We start from the raw sequence: 15,451 nt of genomic DNA, 5'->3' as shown, positions 1-15,451 counted from the left end.
GGTGGTCTAACCGCCGCAGATATTTTGCAGCCGGACCCAATCGCGGTCCGGCAAAACCTGCTGCTGAGGACGTCCGGCCATAGGGTCAGCCTCGATCAACCCCAGCACGGTTTCGCCGGTCACATCCATGGCATAGGCAAACGGGGTCGAGGGCAGGGCGGTCTGCGCGAACATCTCCAGCAACGCGTCATCAGGTAGGGACGGGCGGGGTTCAGACAGAACTTCTTCGGTATAGGCATCGACGATGCCCGGTGTCAGCTCCCCGGTTGTCAGCAGGCGAAAGGCGGTTGCAGCACCTGTGCGGTTCAGCAGATCGTCCAGCGGGTCCTGTGCCTGTGACCGGGCGCGTTCGGCGACGATATAGCCGGCGGCGACCGAAGGGTCCTCGTGATCTTCGACCAACGCGCGGTTTAGCAGGATAATGCCGCCCGGCAGGCTGAGGCTCGTTTGCACGCCCGCAGGCAGGATAACCACTTCACGCACACCGGTACGTGTGGCCAACTGTTTTAGCGCGTCCTGTGCGTCGACCGAGGCGCAGGCGCGGCCTGACACGCGCTCGATCCGTTCAAGAATTGCGTCGCCGATATCGTGGCGTTTGATCTCGGGCACCACCGAGACCACGTGGTTTTGCACGGCGGCGGGCACCCAGAACACCAAAAGGGCCACGACGGCGGCGGCAACACCGGCGACGCTGAGCCAGCGCAATCGCCCCGGATGCGGACGGCTGCGGTCAATGGCCCGTTGCAGGCGGTCGATTGCCTCGATCATGGTGGTCTCGGTTTCGGCCAGCTCCAGCGTTTCGTCCGGGTCGCCATCGGGGTTGTATATAGCTGGATACGCGCCGGGGTTCTGCCGCTCCAACGCAGCCAGCGACCAATGGGTCAGCGCGTTGTCGTTGAAATCCGAGATTGTCATCGTGGCTTCGCCAATCGACACCACGACCTCGCGCCGCTGCACATCGGGCGATGGGCGCCACAGACCGGTTGCTTCGATCCGTTGGTACTGTTTAAGGGCCGTCATCACGGGTGAGGTCTGCTCATTCTTGATTGGCGGCAGTTTAGCACGCAAAAATCCAGCGGCGCAAACCTGTTGCGCGATGTCGGGGAATTGTGCTGGATGTGACGACGCATCCGGGCGTAGGCGTGCCCCGGTCGGTTTCTGCAATAGGGTCAAACATGTCGTCTGGTGCGCAAACTTCTCCGATCTTGGCCTCGGTTCTGATGGTCAGCGCAATGGCGATCATCGGGGTGATCGACAACGTAGTGATCCTGCTGGCCGACACGGTCGGGCTGTGGCAGTTCCACCTGAGCCGGTCCACCCTGATGCTGCCGCTGATCATCGGCTTGTCCTTGTTGGGGTTCGGGCGCTTACGTCCCGTCCGGCCGGGTCCGGTGATGCTACGCAGTGTGCTGATCACGCTGGCCATGCTGTTCTATTTCACCTCGCTGGCGCTGATGCCGATTGCGCAGGCGCTGGCAGGTCTGTTCACCTCTCCGATTTTCGTGCTGCTGATTTCGACGCTTGCAATGGGGCAGAGGATCGGGTCATGGCGCATTCTGGCCGTCCTACTGGGGTTCGCTGGGATTCTATGCGTGCTGCAACCCAATCCGCAGGATTTTGATGCCCGCACCCTGCTGCCGGTGGCCGGAGGGCTGTTCTATGCCCTTAGCGCCATCATCACGCGCAGCCATTGCGCGGGTGAAAGCACAGTCGCGCTGTTGGCGGCGATGGTGATCACACTGGGGTTGACGGGATTGATCGGAGTGGGGGTTCTAACTCTCTTCCCCATGATATCGCCCCCAGGGCCCGACGGGTTTGTCACGCGTGGCTGGGTGTGGCAGATGCAAGACGCTGTGCCATGGATCATCGTGCAGGCTGTAGGGTCAACAATCGCGGTTTTCATGCTGATCAAAGCCTATCAGGTAGGCGAGCCATCCTATGTTGCAGTGTTCGAATACTCGGTCATGATTTTCGGCCCCCTGTTTGCGTGGGTCGCCTTTGGTCAGTCCATCGGGCTGATGCAGATCGGAGGGATTGGTCTGATCGCGACCGCCGGAGCGCTGCTGGGCTGGCGTGCCGGTCGCGCGCCCGCCGAGCAGGCGGCGGCATGATCATCTCAAATGGCCGTAGATACGTGTTTGTCCACATCCCCAAAACCGGGGGAACGTCGCTGTCTCTGGCGTTAGAGGCGCGGGCTATGAAGGATGATATCCTTATAGGCGATACGCCCAAGGCCCTACGGCGGCGCAAGCGGCAGAAGGCTTTGACAGGCGTTGGCGCTTTGACGAAACACGCACCGCTGTCTGCGCTGGATGGGCTGATGACACCGGTTGCGTTGCGCGGCATGTTCACGTTCACGCTGGTGCGCAACCCTTGGGACAGGATGGTCAGCTACTATCATTGGCTCAGAACCCAAAAGTTTGACCACCGGGATGTCACCTTGGCGCAAACCCTTTCATTTCAGGATTTCGTCTTGCACCCGCAGATTGCACGATCCTTCGCAGCCAATCCCGCAAGGCGCTATATGACGCTGACCGACGGAACCGAAAATTGCAGTGCCTTCATCCGGCTGGAGTATTTTGACCGAGACGCCGCCCCGCTATTCGACCATTTGGGATTTCGGGTGGCATTGCCCCTGAGCAACAGGTCCGAGCGGGCACCGGATTATCGCAGTTACTATTGCGCCAAGACACGTGCGGCTGTGGCCGAGGCTTGCGCCGAGGATGTCGACAGGTTTGGGTATCGCTTTGATTAGCAGTACGTTCCGTTTGGAACCTTGAAAAAGTGCAAATGGGAAAGCTGGCGCAGGGGGGCTGCGCCAGCTTCTTTGACTTTTAAGCCGCTTTGGCTTCGGGGTCGAAACGCCCGTAGAAGCTTTGACCCTTCTCCGCCATTTCCCGCAGCAGCGGCGGGCAGGTGAAGCGTTCACCGTAGGCCTCGGTCAACTGATCGCAACGTTCAGCCGCATAAGGTGTGCCGATGATGTCCAGCCAGCTCAGCGGGCCACCGGACCACGGCGCAAAGCCCCAACCCAGGATGGCGCCCACATCGCCTTCGCGGATGTCTTCCAGAACACCTTCCTCCAACGCGCGGACAGCTTCCAACACCTGCGCGAACATCAGGCGTTCCTGTACTTCGATCAGGTCGGGCTGCTCTTCGGCATGCGGGTATTTCTCGGCCAGGCCGGTCCAGTATGCGACGCGTTTGCCCTTTTCGTCATAGTCGAAGAAGCCTGCATTGGCCTTGCGGCCCAGACGGCCTTCGCCTTCCATCCAGAAGATCAGGTCATCGGCGGGGCTTTCGGGATAGGCGTTGCCCATCGCAGCTTTGGTCGCCCGCGCGATCTTGGCACCCAGATCAATCGAGGTTTCGTCATTCAACTGGATCGGCCCTACGGGGAAGCCCAGCTGACGCGCGGCATTGTCGATCAGCACCGGGCTGACGCCTTCGGTGATCATCCGTAGACCTTCGTTGATGTAAGGGATGATGCAGCGGTTGGCGTAGAAGAAGCGTGCATCGTTGACCACAATCGGCGTCTTGCGGATCTGGCGCACATAGTCCAGCGCCTTGGCAACCGCACGATCGCCGGTTTCCTTGCCCTTGATGATCTCAACCAGGAACATCTTCTCAACCGGCGAGAAGAAGTGAATGCCTATGAACTGTTCGGGCCGAACGCTGGCCTTGGCCAGATCGGTGATCGGCAGGGTCGAGGTGTTCGAGGCAAAAATGCAATCCTCGGGGATGATCGCCTCGACCTTTTGGGTCATCTCGGCCTTGACGGAAGGGTCTTCGAACACGGCTTCGATGATCAGGTCGCAGCCTTTCAGGTGGTCCAGATCGGGCGTTGCGGTGATGCGCGACAACATCGCCTGTTTCTTGTCTTCGGTGACTTTGCCGCGCTTCATGCCCTTGTCCAGATAAGCCTCGGTATAGGCTTTGCCTTTATCAGCAGCCGCCTGATCACGATCGACCAGAACAACCTCCATCCCGGCCTGGGCCGAGACCAGCGCGATGCCCGCACCCATCATGCCCGCACCCAGAACGCCGATCTTCTTGACCGACTGATCCGGCACACCGGCTGGACGTACTGCGCCTTTCTCAAGCGCTTCTTTGTTCAGGAACAGCGACCGGATCATGGCACCCGAGGACGGGTTCATCAGGACTGAGGTGAACCAGCGCGCTTCGATCTTCAGCGCGGTGTCGAAGTCAACCAGAGCCCCCTCATAAACTGCACTCAGCAACGCCTTGGCCGCCGGGAAGGCGCCTTGGGTCTTGCCGTGTACCATCGCCGAGGCGCCAACGAAGTTCATGAAACCTGCAGGGTGGTACGGCGCACCGCTGGGCATTTTATAGCCCTTGGCATCCCACGGCTTGACCAGATCGGTGTCTTTCGCGTTCAGCACCCATTCCTTTGCGGCTGCCACCGGATCTGCAGCGATCTCATCGATATAGCCTGCGCCTTTGGCCTTTTTGACGTCCAGCATCTTGCCTTCCAGCAGCAGCGGTGCCGCTGCAATCGCGCCCACCTTGCGGACCATCCGCGTGGTGCCGCCCGCGCCGGGGAAGATGCCGACCATGATCTCGGGCAGGCCATATTTCGCCTTGGGGTTCTCGGCAGCGAAAATGCGATGCGTGGACAGAGGCAACTCCATGCCGATGCCTGCGGCAGTGCCGGGCAGGGCGGTTGCGATCGGCTTGCCGCCTTTCTTGGTCTTGGGGTCCATGCCGGCCAGCTCGATCTTGCGCAGAAGGGCGTGCATTTGCATCGTGCCGTCAAACAGACCTTTGGCCGGGTTGTCGCCTGCCTGTTCCTTCATCACAGCCAGCAGGTTCAGGTCCATGCCGCCCGCAAACGACCCTTCTTTGCCCGAGGTCAGGACGATCCCCTTGACCTCCTCATCCGCCAGCGCCTGATCGATCAGGTCGCTCAGCTGGGCCAGCCCGTCAAAGGACATTACGTTCATCGTCTTACCTGGAACGTCCCAGGTGATCGTGGCGACGCCGTCTGCGTCTTTGGTCAGAGTGAAATCAGTCATTGTCATCTCCAATCTGGTCAGCCGTCAGCGGGCTGCCGTCTTTCCGGGTGAAGGCCTCGCCGTCGGCGTCATCCTTCACCATCATGTCGATATCGCTGTAAAAGCCGGTCTCGGTCGGGGTCCGCGTGCCCACCACCAGAAAGGTCGCGGGCGCGTTGGTTTTGTTCACAAGGTGGTGGCCGTTGGGCTCACCTGCGGGCCAGGCCGCGCAGTCACCGGGCTGCATCTCATGCTCACCATCGTCGTCGATCAATGTGCAGGTGCCGGAAAGCACAATGGCGAACTCGTCCTGCTCCATGTGGTAGTGCCGCAGCGAGGACATCCCCGCAGGCTCCAACTGTACGATGTTGACCCCGTATTGGGTCAGACCGCCCGTATCCCCCAGCCGCTGAACGAAACGACCTGCGGTCGCCTCGGCCAGCTTACCGGGATAAGACGATCCCCCAATAAACGGGATCTGAGAGAGATCCAGCTTGGGCATCAGACCCGCTCGATGATAGTCGCGGCACCCATGCCCGACGCGATGCAGAGCGTGGCCAGGCCGGTTTCTTTGTCCTGACGCTCCAGTTCGTCCAGCAGGGTGCCGATGATCATCGCGCCGGTTGCACCCAACGGGTGACCCATCGCGATCGAGCCGCCGTTGACGTTCACCAGCTCGGGGTCCACATCAAATGCCTGCTGGAACCGCAGTACGACCGACGCGAAGGCTTCGTTCACTTCGAACAGGTCGAAATCCGAAATCTGCATGCCGTTGTCGGCCAGGATTTTCTGGGTCACCGGAACCGGGCCTGTCAGCATGATCGTCGGGTCCAGACCGATCTTGGCGGTGGCTTTGATACGCGCGCGCGGCTTGATGCCGTGCTTCTCACCGAATTCCTTGTTGCCGATCAGAACGGCCGCTGCCCCGTCCACGATGCCCGAGCTGTTGCCCGCGTGGTGGATGTGGTTGATCTTTTCCAGGTGCGGGTATTTCAGCAGGGCGACCTTGTCGAAGCCCGGCATCTGCTCGCCCATCATCTGGAAGGCTGGGTTCAGGCTGCCGAGGCTCTGCATGTCAGTGCCGGGGCGCATGTATTCGTCGCGGTCCAGAATGGTCAGGCCGTTGCGGTCCTTGACCGGAATGATCGATTTTTCAAAGCGGCCTTCGTCCCAGGCTTGCGCCGCGCGGCGCTGCGATTCCATCGCCAACTGGTCCGCCTGATCGCGGCTGAAGCCGTATTCGGTGGCGATGATGTCCGAGGAAATCCCCTGCGGTACAAAATAGGTATCCATCGCCAGGGTAGGGTCAACGGCAATAGCTGCGCCGTCCGATCCCATGGGTACACGGCCCATCATCTCGACGCCGCCGGCGATATAGCCGTCACCGGCACCGCCTTTGATCTGGTTTGCGGCCAGGTTCACGGCTTCCATGCCGGAAGCGCAGAAGCGGTTGATGGCCAGACCCGGGATCGATTCATCCAGATCCGAGGCCAGCACGGCCGAGCGCGCCAAACAACCGCCTTGCTCCATCACCTGCGTGACGTTGCCCCAGATCACGTCCTCGACGGCGTGACCTTCCAGGTTGTTGCGCTCTTTCATGGCGTTAAGGGCGACGGCGGACAGTCGCACCGAGGTTACCTCGTGCAGGCTGCCATCCTTGCGGCCCTTGCCACGCGGGGTGCGCAGGGCGTCATAGATATAGGCTTCGGTCATGGGTCTTCTCCTCAAGCTCGATCCGACGGATTGCCGGGCATCAGGTCATAGGGGTGTTTCCAGCCGGGCTGTTCGCTGAGGCGCGTCAGCCAGGCGTCGATATGGGGCCAGTCGGCACGGTCAAAGCCGAATGGTTCAGGGTAGTACAGGTATCCGCAGCAGCTGAGGTCGGCGTTGGTCACGCCGTCGCCCACGATCCAGTCGCGGCCCTCAAGGTGGGTATTCAGAATTTCGTAAGCGGCCTTCAGGCGTCCTTGGTTGAACGCAATGACATCTGGGTTGCGGTGCTCTTCGGGCAGGAAATTGCACAAAAACCGGGTCATCCCCGCATTCGAGCTGAGCTTGTGATTGTCCCACAGGACCCAGCGAAAGATGTCGTAGTTTTCGTCGCGGTCCTTGCCACCGAACTTACCCGACTTTTCGGTGACATAAGCCTGAATGGCCCCGGATTGGCTTGTGCGAAAATCGCCATCGGTCAGGACTGGCACCTCGCCCATTTCATTGACCTCGGCGCGATATTTGGGGGTGCGCGATACGCCTTTGAAAAAGTCCACAAAAACGGGTTCCCATTCCAGGCCCGACATCTCAAGCGCAAGCGCGGCTTTGTAAGAATTTCCGCTTTCTCCGAAGCAATGCAGTTTGATGGTCATGTGCGCGCCCCTCCCGTGGCGTGTGCGGCTATGTCGATATTTCCGAATTTTTGAAGAGAAGAAGTCCGCCGGGTTTTCCCTTCTCCGTAACGGTTCTTTAACGTCAAAGCGGCCTTTTCATGCGTGCGGTACAGGCTGCCGAGCCGATGTTCGCACGATGAAAAGCCTCGCCGTCCTGACTGCGTGCCCAAAGGTGCGATCATAACCCGGATGGCGGGGGGGAAGCGTGCGTTTGCCTTCTTCTCGCTCCAAATACGTCCGCCGGAGGCGGACAGAGTATCTGCGATTTGCCAAAGTTGTCTGGTCCCCGCATCATTCACCGTTTTCGCGCCTCAAGTTCCGAGTTGAAGATGCGCAACTTGTGCGTCAGGTTGTCGTGATCAATCACGCTGTTGAAATTTTCGAATAGAAACGACAGAGCCTCGCCTTCATCCAACCCGGCTTCGGCAGCGAAACCGCGCAGTTTGCGATAGCCATCTTCGGTCATTGCAACCGGAAACCGGCGGGTCAGGCGAAAGCGTTTGGGCATGTCGGTCCTTTGCGAAGTCCGGCTGCAAGACAAAATCCTGCAGCCGGTTTTGGATCAGAAGTTCGCCGCATCCAGAGCCATGACAGTGTCAGCACCGGTCTGGATACGCGCCAGATGCAGGCCGGTGGCCGGCAGGCGACGCGCCATGTAGAACTGGCCGGTGGCAATCTTTGTCTGGTAGAACTCGGTATCCGACGCCCCGCCGTCAAGGGCCGCATAGGCTGCTTTTGCCATTTGCGCCCACATCAAGCCCAGGCAGACATGGCCGAACATGTGCATGAAGTCGTTCGAACCAGCCAGTGCGTGGTTGGGGTTCTTTGCACCGTTCTGCATGAAGTACATGCCAGCCGCCTGCAGATCCTTGGACGCCGCCTTGAGCGGTTCGATGAACGCCTTGTCAAAGGCTTCGTTCTGGCCACCGTTTTCCTTGCAGAAATTCTTGACGATGTCGAAGAAGGCCATGACGTGCTTGCCGCCATCGGTAGCAAGCTTACGACCCACCAGATCCAGCGCCTGAACGCCGTTTGCGCCTTCGTAGATCATGGCGATACGGGCGTCGCGGGTGTATTGCGACATGCCCCATTCCTCGATGTAGCCGTGGCCGCCGTAAACCTGCTGAGCTTTGACAGTCATGTCATAGCCTTCGTCGGTCAGGAAGCCTTTGATGACCGGCGTCAGCAGCGAGATCAGGCCGTCTGCATCTGCATCGCCGGAACGATGTGCTTGGTCGATAAGTGTGGCACCCCACAAGATGAAGGCGCGCGCACCTTCGGTAAAGCTTTTCTGATCCATCAGGCTACGGCGAATATCAGGGTGTACGATCAGCGGATCGGCCGGGCCATCGGGGTTTTTCGCTCCGGTCACGTCACGGCCCTGCAGGCGGTCCTTGGCGTATTCGACAGCGTTCTGATAGGCGGCCTCGGCTTGTGCCAGACCTTGCATACCCACACCCAGACGCGCTTCGTTCATCATGGTGAACATGGCGCGCATACCTTTGTGCAGATCGCCCAGCAAAAATCCGGTGGCTTCGTCATAGTTCATCACACAGGTCGAGTTGCCGTGGATGCCCATTTTCTCTTCGACCTTGCCGACCGAAACACCGTTGCGTTCGCCCAGCGAGCCGTCTTCGTTGACCATGAACTTGGGCACGATGAACAGCGAGACACCCTTGATGCCCTCGGGGCCGCCGGGGATTTTGGCCAGAACCAGGTGGATGATGTTGTCGGCCATGTCGTGATCACCGGCCGAGATAAAGATCTTCTGACCTGACACCTTATAGCTGCCGTCGTCCTGCGGTTCAGCCTTGGTGCGCATCAGGCCCAGATCGGTGCCGCAATGCGGTTCGGTCAGGTTCATGGTGCCGGTCCATTCACAGCTGACCATGTTGGGCAGATAGGTGGCCTTCTGCTCGTCGGTGCCGTGGGCGAGAATGGCCGAAGCCGCGCCGTGGGTCAGACCCTGATACATGGTGAAGGCTTGGTTGGCGGACTGAAAGAACTCGCCCACCGCGCTACCCAGGACATAAGGCATGTTCTGACCGCCGAATTCCTCGGGCATATCCAAGCCGGTCCAGCCGCCTTCTTTCATCTGCTCGAAACCGTCTTTGAAGCCGGTCGGCGTGTAGACGACTCCGTTTTCGTGGCGCACACCTTCGGTGTCACCCACAACGTTCAGCGGGTGCAGGACGTTTGTTGCGATTTTGCCGGCTTCCTCGAGAACGGCACCGGTGAATTCGGCTTCCAATTCGTCGTAACCGGGGATTTTCGACCCCGAAACGTTGAGGACTTCGTGCAGAATGAACTGCATGTCTTTTGTTGGCGCGTTATAGACGGGCATAAGAAGCTCCCTTTAATCTCAAATGTCCGGAGGTGGGGCCGCAGGGCTACTCGGCGGCTTTTTTTTCGTTCTTCATCGAGGCGATCACTTTCTCGCCCCAACGCAACTGTTCCTTCAGATCGTCGATGGCCTGCGTCAGTTCTTCGCGGCGGGCCTCCATATCGGTCAGACGCTCGCGGGCGATCTCAAACGTGCGGGTCATCTGCGTCATCTGCTGATCCCCCACATGATACAGATCCAGAAGTTGCCGGATTTCTTCTAGGCTAAAGCCAAAGCGCTTGCCGCGCAGAATCAGTTTCAGGCGCGCCCGGTCGCGTTTGGTGAACAGGCGTTTTTGCCCCTCGCGGATCGGGAACAAAAGTTCTTTGGCCTCGTAAAACCGCAATGTGCGCGGCGTGACGTCATAGGTCTCGCACATTTCACGAATGGTCATCAGATCTTCGGTCATGGTTTCAGCACTCTTGTCACTGGCGTCTATCAAGTACAGTTGCGCAGTCGATGCGCCACTTACAACACGGAGATGACGTTCACGTAATGCAAACGCTACGTCACAACTTTAGTTGACGTAACTTCCGTTTGCGTCAAGTCTGTTTGAGGGTGAAATCCCCAACGTCACGTCACGTTATTTTCAGATTTCGACAGCTGGCCAACACCCAATTGAAACGGGAATTGCAACAGCAATCCCTTTTGCGGGGCTTCAAGAGGGCCGCAATAGGCGATGAGGTCAATCCAGCGACCTGGCGGTCTGATCGCGCATGGTTTTCAGAGCGTCGATCGCCTCATCCAGTTGCTGCTTTTGCTTGTGTAGTTCAACTAATTGGACATCGGCCAAGTCGACAAAAGCCTTCATCTGCGCCTGGTTGCCCTGATCTTCGTATATCAGCAGCCATTGGCGGATGTCTTCCAAGGGAAAGCCGTATTTGCGCCCCCGCATGATCAGCGTCATGCGGGCGCATTCGCGTGGACCATAGAATCGCGCACGGCCTTCGCGGTCGGGTTGCAACAGCTCGATATACTCATAATAGCGCAGGGTGCGCGGTGTCACATCGAACTGGGCGCACATCTCTTTGAATGACAAACGGTCGTCGGGCATTCCTGATCTCCTCTGGCGCAGCCTATGACCTACGCCTGACAAGCGCAACAGGTGGGCTTGCTCTTTTGGGGGGCACGCGCTCATAAAGGGAGAAACCAAGAAGGTACAAATAGATGGTCGACAAAGCTGCTATCGCGCGTCAGTTCATCGAGGCGATCCCACATGCCAGGGCGCTGGGCATGACGCTGACTGAAATCGGTAACGGAGAGGCTGCGATTACAATGCCCTATAACGTGGAATTGGTGGGCGATCCGCGCACTGGGGTCATCCATGGCGGCGCTGTATTTGCCGTTCTGGACACCTGTTGCGGCGCCGCTGTCATGAGCCACCCGTCCGCGCCCGGTGGCACGGCGACCATCGATTTGCGCATCGATTATATGCGCGCGGCAACTCCGGGTCAGACCATCACCACGCGCGCGACCTGCTACCACATCACCCGTAACGTGGCCTTCGTACGCGCGACCGCGATGGACGAAAATCAGGACCTGCCGGTGGCCACGGCCTCGGGCTCTTTCACGGTGGAGGGGCTCTAATGGCGCGCAAACGTCCCGAACCCGTACAAGTAGTCAAACAGCGCCGGGACGCGGCGCTGAACGCGATTGTCGATGGAGTGCCTTATATCCGGTTCATGGATTTCAGCTTTGATCGGCGTGGGGATGAGCTGACCGGGGTGTTGAACTATGACGAAAAGCTCATCGGAAATCCGATCCTTCCCGCCCTGCATGGGGGCGTCACCGCAGCCTTCCTTGAGGTCACGGCCGTGATCACCTTGAGTTGGGAGTATTTCCTGCCCAGCATCGAGAGCGGTGAGCTGGATGCCGAGCAGATCGCGCGGGATGAGACGATCCGCTTTCCCAAAACCGTGGATTTCACGGTCGACTATCTGCGATCCGGTCTGCCGCGCGATGCCTATGCGCGGGCTATCATCAGCCGGTCGGGGCGTCGCTATGCCTCGGTCCGGGTCGAAGCATGGCAGGACAATCATGCGCGCCCCTTTGCGCAGGCCACGGGTCATTTCCTGATGCCACAACCTATGACCAAGGGTAGCTAGCATCCATGCAGGACGCCTCGGCGCCAATAACGCATGGACGGGTGCTGAAGATTGCCCTTCCTATCGTGTTGTCAAACGCCACCGTTCCGATTTTGGGCGCGGTCGATACCGGCGTTGTGGGCCAGATGGGGCAGGCGGCCCCCATCGGAGCCGTTGGCATGGGCGCGGTGATCCTGTCAGCGATTTACTGGATTTTCGGGTTCTTGCGCATGGGTACGACCGGTCTTGCAGCGCAGGCGCGCGGCGCAGGCGATACAGCCGAGACCGGTGCGCTGTTGATGCGCGGCCTACTGCTGGGCGGTGCCGCTGGTCTTGTATTCATCGCTACGCAAGTATGGGTGTTCTGGGGGGCCTTCGCGCTGTCCCCGGCCAGTCCCGAGGTCGAGTCCCTGACTCGCGCATACCTTGAAATTCGGATCTGGGGGGCGCCGGCGACAATAGCGCTTTATGCCGTGACCGGCTGGTTGATAGCAATCGAACGCACGCGCGGCGTGTTCCTGCTTCAGATCTGGATGAACGGGCTGAACATCCTGTTAGACCTTTGGTTTGTTCTGGGACTGGGCTGGGGTGTCGAAGGCGTCGCCATCGCCACTTTGATCGCCGAGTGGACTGGTCTGGCGTTGGGTCTGTGGCTGTGTCGCAGCGCGTTCGGCGGCAATCAGTGGCGCGACTGGCCCCGCATATTCAACGCCGCGCGTTTGCGTCGGATGGTGCAGGTGAATGCGGATATCATGATCCGGTCGGTCCTGTTGACGGGCTCATTCACCACCTTCCTGTTTGTGGGGTCCGATCTGGGCGATGTTAATCTGGCGGCCAATCAGGTCCTACTGCAGTTTCTGGAGATCACGGCTTTTGCGCTGGACGGATTCGCCTTTTCAGCCGAGGCGCTGGTGGGCGGCGCAGTGGGTGCGCGGGACCGGTATCAAGTGCGGCGGGCTTCGGTCTTGGCATCGCAGTGGGGTGTGGGCGGAGCCTTTGCCTTGGGCGCAGTGTTTTACCTTGCCGGGCCTGCGCTGATCGACCTGATGTCCACCTCGCCCGAGGTTCGTCTGGCTGCGCGAGAATACCTGATCTGGGCGGCGCTGGCCCCGGTGATCGGGGTGGCAAGCTGGATGTTTGACGGCATCTATATCGGGGCAACCTGGACGCGGGATATGCGCAACGCGATGATCCAGTCGGTTGCGATCTATGTGGTCGCCCTGTTCTTACTGGTGCCGACGCTGGGCAATCACGGCCTTTGGGCCGCGTTGATGGTTCTGAACATTGCGCGGGGATTGACCTTGGGATGGCGTTATCCCCGGCTTGAGGCTCAGATCGCTTAAAGCAGGTCCAGCAGTTTCTCGGGCGGGCGTCCGATGGCGGCCTTGTCGCCATTGATCGCCAGAGGGCGCTCGATCAGGATCGGGTGTTTCGCCATGGCCGTGATCAATGCGTTCTCTGACGTGGTTTTGGTCAGCCCGAGTTCCTTGAACTGTTTCTCCCCTGTCCGCATCATGTCGATGGCGGGTACGTTCAAAAGGGCCAGTGTTGCGCGCAACTCATCCGCCGAGGGGGCGTCTTCAAGGTACTTCCGCACCTCGACCTGCGCGCCTTTTTCCTCAAGCAACGCCAGTCCCGCGCGGGATTTGGAACAGCGGGGGTTGTGCCAATATTCGATCATAACCAGTCCTCACGTTTACTGCCCACAGCCTGTGCGACAGTGTCGAACCCGTCGCGCGCCAGAAGTTTATCCAACCCCTGCACGATCTCAGCGGCCAATGAGATGCCGCCATAAACCATCGCCGTGTAGAACTGCACGGCAGAGGCTCCGGCGCAAATCTTGGCATAGGCCTGTTCCGCCGTGCTGATCCCACCAACACCGATCAGAGGGATTTGACCTTCTGTCAACTGGCTCAGCCGGGCTAATACGCGGGTGGATTTCTCGAACAGAGGTGCGCCGGACAGACCTCCGGCCTGATCCTTATGCACACTTCGCAGCCCGTCGCGGGACAGGGTGGTATTGGTGGCGATCACCGCATCCACGCCGGTTTCCCGAGCGACATCAGCAATGTCTTGCAATTCGCCTTCGGTCAGATCGGGGGCGATCTTCAGGAAGACAGGCAGGGGACGGGGCAGGGCATCGCGGGTTTCGATCACTCCGCCTAGCAACGCACTGAGCGCAGCCTTGCCCTGCAGGTCGCGCAGTTTCTCGGTGTTAGGGGACGAGACATTGACCGTCGCGAAATCCAGATGTGCCGCGCAATGAGCCAGCACCTTGGCAAAGTCGCCGGGGCGGTCGTCGCTGTCCTTGTTCGCACCTAGGTTCAGGCCGATCACAGCGTCTTTGGGGCGATCCGCCAGACGAGTGGCCATGACCTCCATGCCTTCGTTGTTGAAGCCAAAGCGGTTGATGGCGGCCTTGTCTTCGGACAGGCGAAACAGGCGTGGTTTGGGGTTGCCGGGCTGCGGGCATGGGGTCACGGCACCGACCTCGATAAACCCGAAGCCCACGCGGGACAGAGGTGTCAGAACCTCGCCGTTCTTGTCGAAACCAGCGGCCAGCCCAACCGGGTTGGGCAGATCAAGCCCAGCCACCTGTGTGCGCAACCGGGACGAGGTCACAGGACCGGGCGCGGGGGCTAGCCCCGCTTTCAACGCCTTGATCGACATCCCATGCGCGGCTTCCGGATCCATCCGGTGCAGGGCGGCAAGGCCCAGTTTCTCGGTCAGTTTCATCCGAAGCTCTCTCTGCCTTGGGTCGGCGCGCAACGGATAAGCCGCGACGTGTCCACCGCTGCCTGACGATGCACGACCGCTTTTTGGTAATCCGGGTCCGTGACCATTTCCATGAAGGCATGAGCGGTGGGATAGCTGGCGATAAAGACTGCGTCCCAAACCTCGTCCTGCGGGCCGATCAGGGTTGTTTGAAACGCGCCGCTCCATAGAATATGTGCGCCGATACGAGCGATGATCGGGGCGGTGTCGCTCCCGTAGTTGCGATAGGCCTGCGCGCCGGTCAGACCGGCAGCGGCCAGATCGTGGTCATCCGGGTACGCGGCCTTGGCGCGGAATTTCACCAGATTGAGCATCTCGATCGGATGATCGCGGTCCAGATCCTTGAACGCCGCGAACTGCGCGCGATCTGGGTCGACGTAGCGGGTCATTCCATCTCCTCGGGGAACTGGTGGGCCTGTCCGTCAAAAGGCAAAGGCTTGGCCCAATGCACATCCGTCATCCTGATCTGCCGGTAGAGATGCGGAAACAGCGCGCCCCCGCGCGAGACCTCCCATTTCAGGTCGTCGCCCATCGCGTCGGCGTCGCAGGCCAACAGGGTCAGACCGTCGATACCGGCGAAATGCTTGGCCGCTGTCTCGGCTGCTTGCTCGGCCGTCGAAAAATGGACATAGCCATCCGCCACATCAATCGGAGCACCATCCGTCGCCCCATCGGACTGCAACGCGGCCCATTCGTCGGCCCGGAAAATCTTGTAAATCAGCATGGGGCCGTGATGCCCCGCACGGCGGGTAGAATCAAGCTGGATTTCCCCCTTTGACTCTTTGCGCAGCACGGCGCACGATCACGACA

General features: G+C 59.8%; 18 protein-coding genes. 5 read left to right on the top strand and 13 right to left on the bottom strand.

What is annotated here, in order from left to right; genetic code table 11:
• Positions 1 to 6: 6 nt before the first annotated feature.
• Complete coding sequence (locus GOV79_RS06135) at positions 7 to 1,020, bottom strand: hypothetical protein (RefSeq protein WP_170789014.1); 1,014 nt, start codon at positions 1,018 to 1,020, stop codon at positions 7 to 9.
• 155 nt (positions 1,021 to 1,175) lie between these two features.
• Here GOV79_RS06135 and GOV79_RS06130 point away from each other — a divergent pair, with 155 nt between their 5' ends.
• Both GOV79_RS06130 and GOV79_RS06125 read left to right on the top strand, forming a co-directional pair.
• Positions 1,176 to 2,111: a DMT family transporter gene (locus GOV79_RS06130; RefSeq protein WP_170788958.1), complete on the top strand. Its 936-nt coding sequence runs from the start codon at positions 1,176 to 1,178 to the stop codon at positions 2,109 to 2,111.
• Positions 2,108 to 2,755, top strand: a complete 648-nt coding sequence (locus GOV79_RS06125; RefSeq protein WP_170788957.1) for a sulfotransferase family 2 domain-containing protein — start codon at positions 2,108 to 2,110, stop codon at positions 2,753 to 2,755. The genes GOV79_RS06130 and GOV79_RS06125 overlap by 4 nt, the downstream gene beginning before the upstream one ends.
• A 79-nt stretch (positions 2,756 to 2,834) precedes the next feature.
• Here the strand turns inward: GOV79_RS06125 and GOV79_RS06120 are convergent, their stop codons facing one another.
• From GOV79_RS06120 to GOV79_RS06085, 8 genes are all read right to left on the bottom strand, one after another.
• The gene (locus GOV79_RS06120) at positions 2,835 to 5,036 is read right to left on the bottom strand and encodes a 3-hydroxyacyl-CoA dehydrogenase NAD-binding domain-containing protein (RefSeq protein ID WP_170788956.1); all 2,202 of its coding nucleotides are present in this window, start codon (positions 5,034 to 5,036) and stop codon (positions 2,835 to 2,837) included.
• Positions 5,029 to 5,517 carry a cupin domain-containing protein gene (locus GOV79_RS06115; protein ID WP_170788955.1) on the bottom strand — a complete coding sequence of 163 codons (489 nt, stop codon included), beginning with the start codon at positions 5,515 to 5,517 and terminating at the stop codon, positions 5,029 to 5,031. Before GOV79_RS06115 ends, GOV79_RS06120 begins: the two co-directional genes overlap by 8 nt.
• Complete coding sequence (locus GOV79_RS06110; protein ID WP_170770155.1) at positions 5,517 to 6,728, bottom strand: acetyl-CoA C-acetyltransferase; 1,212 nt, start codon at positions 6,726 to 6,728, stop codon at positions 5,517 to 5,519. The genes GOV79_RS06115 and GOV79_RS06110 overlap by 1 nt, the downstream gene beginning before the upstream one ends.
• 11 nt (positions 6,729 to 6,739) lie before the next feature.
• Positions 6,740 to 7,378, bottom strand: a complete 639-nt coding sequence (locus tag GOV79_RS06105) for a glutathione S-transferase family protein (RefSeq protein ID WP_170788954.1) — start codon at positions 7,376 to 7,378, stop codon at positions 6,740 to 6,742.
• A 316-nt stretch (positions 7,379 to 7,694) separates the two neighbouring features.
• On the bottom strand, positions 7,695 to 7,907 hold the full coding sequence (locus tag GOV79_RS06100) for a hypothetical protein (RefSeq protein ID WP_170770159.1): 213 nt from the start codon (positions 7,905 to 7,907) through the stop codon (positions 7,695 to 7,697).
• A gap of 54 nt (positions 7,908 to 7,961) precedes the next feature.
• Positions 7,962 to 9,743 carry an acyl-CoA dehydrogenase C-terminal domain-containing protein gene (locus GOV79_RS06095; protein WP_170788953.1) on the bottom strand — a complete coding sequence of 594 codons (1,782 nt, stop codon included), beginning with the start codon at positions 9,741 to 9,743 and terminating at the stop codon, positions 7,962 to 7,964.
• A gap of 46 nt (positions 9,744 to 9,789) precedes the next feature.
• Positions 9,790 to 10,191 (bottom strand): MerR family transcriptional regulator, encoded by a 402-nt coding sequence (locus GOV79_RS06090; RefSeq protein ID WP_170770163.1) that lies wholly within the window; start codon positions 10,189 to 10,191, stop codon positions 9,790 to 9,792.
• A 276-nt stretch (positions 10,192 to 10,467) separates the two neighbouring features.
• Complete coding sequence (locus GOV79_RS06085; protein ID WP_170770165.1) at positions 10,468 to 10,836, bottom strand: MerR family transcriptional regulator; 369 nt, start codon at positions 10,834 to 10,836, stop codon at positions 10,468 to 10,470.
• 113 nt (positions 10,837 to 10,949) lie between these two features.
• Between GOV79_RS06085 and GOV79_RS06080 the strand changes: the two genes are divergently transcribed.
• The 3 genes from GOV79_RS06080 to GOV79_RS06070 are packed head-to-tail and all read left to right on the top strand — an operon-like array spanning position 10,950 to position 13,209.
• The gene (locus GOV79_RS06080) at positions 10,950 to 11,369 is read left to right on the top strand and encodes a PaaI family thioesterase (protein WP_170770167.1); all 420 of its coding nucleotides are present in this window, start codon (positions 10,950 to 10,952) and stop codon (positions 11,367 to 11,369) included.
• Positions 11,369 to 11,887 (top strand): PaaI family thioesterase, encoded by a 519-nt coding sequence (locus tag GOV79_RS06075; RefSeq protein WP_170782752.1) that lies wholly within the window; start codon positions 11,369 to 11,371, stop codon positions 11,885 to 11,887. The genes GOV79_RS06080 and GOV79_RS06075 overlap by 1 nt, the downstream gene beginning before the upstream one ends.
• Positions 11,888 to 11,892: 5 nt before the next feature.
• A complete protein-coding gene (locus GOV79_RS06070; protein WP_170788952.1) occupies positions 11,893 to 13,209 on the top strand; it encodes an MATE family efflux transporter in 1,317 nt (438 codons plus the stop codon).
• Here the strand turns inward: GOV79_RS06070 and arsC are convergent.
• From arsC to GOV79_RS06050, 4 genes are read right to left on the bottom strand one after another with little or no spacing between them, the layout of a single operon-like run.
• Positions 13,206 to 13,547, bottom strand: a complete 342-nt coding sequence (gene arsC, locus GOV79_RS06065) for an arsenate reductase (glutaredoxin) (protein ID WP_170788951.1) — start codon at positions 13,545 to 13,547, stop codon at positions 13,206 to 13,208. The genes GOV79_RS06070 and arsC overlap by 4 nt on opposite strands.
• Complete coding sequence (locus tag GOV79_RS06060) at positions 13,544 to 14,602, bottom strand: quinone-dependent dihydroorotate dehydrogenase (RefSeq protein ID WP_170788950.1); 1,059 nt, start codon at positions 14,600 to 14,602, stop codon at positions 13,544 to 13,546. The genes arsC and GOV79_RS06060 overlap by 4 nt, the downstream gene beginning before the upstream one ends.
• Positions 14,599 to 15,030 (bottom strand): DUF1330 domain-containing protein, encoded by a 432-nt coding sequence (locus tag GOV79_RS06055; RefSeq protein ID WP_170770177.1) that lies wholly within the window; start codon positions 15,028 to 15,030, stop codon positions 14,599 to 14,601. The genes GOV79_RS06060 and GOV79_RS06055 overlap by 4 nt, the downstream gene beginning before the upstream one ends.
• On the bottom strand, positions 15,027 to 15,365 hold the full coding sequence (locus GOV79_RS06050; protein ID WP_170770179.1) for a DUF952 domain-containing protein: 339 nt from the start codon (positions 15,363 to 15,365) through the stop codon (positions 15,027 to 15,029). Before GOV79_RS06050 ends, GOV79_RS06055 begins: the two co-directional genes overlap by 4 nt.
• Between the last annotated feature and the right edge of the window lie 86 nt (positions 15,366 to 15,451).

Source organism: Ruegeria lacuscaerulensis, from assembly GCF_013034745.1.
Taxonomy (GTDB): Bacteria; Pseudomonadota; Alphaproteobacteria; order Rhodobacterales; family Rhodobacteraceae; genus Ruegeria; species Ruegeria lacuscaerulensis_B.
Note: the sequence above shows the minus strand (reverse complement) of the source record. Positions and strands in the feature narration are given on the sequence as shown.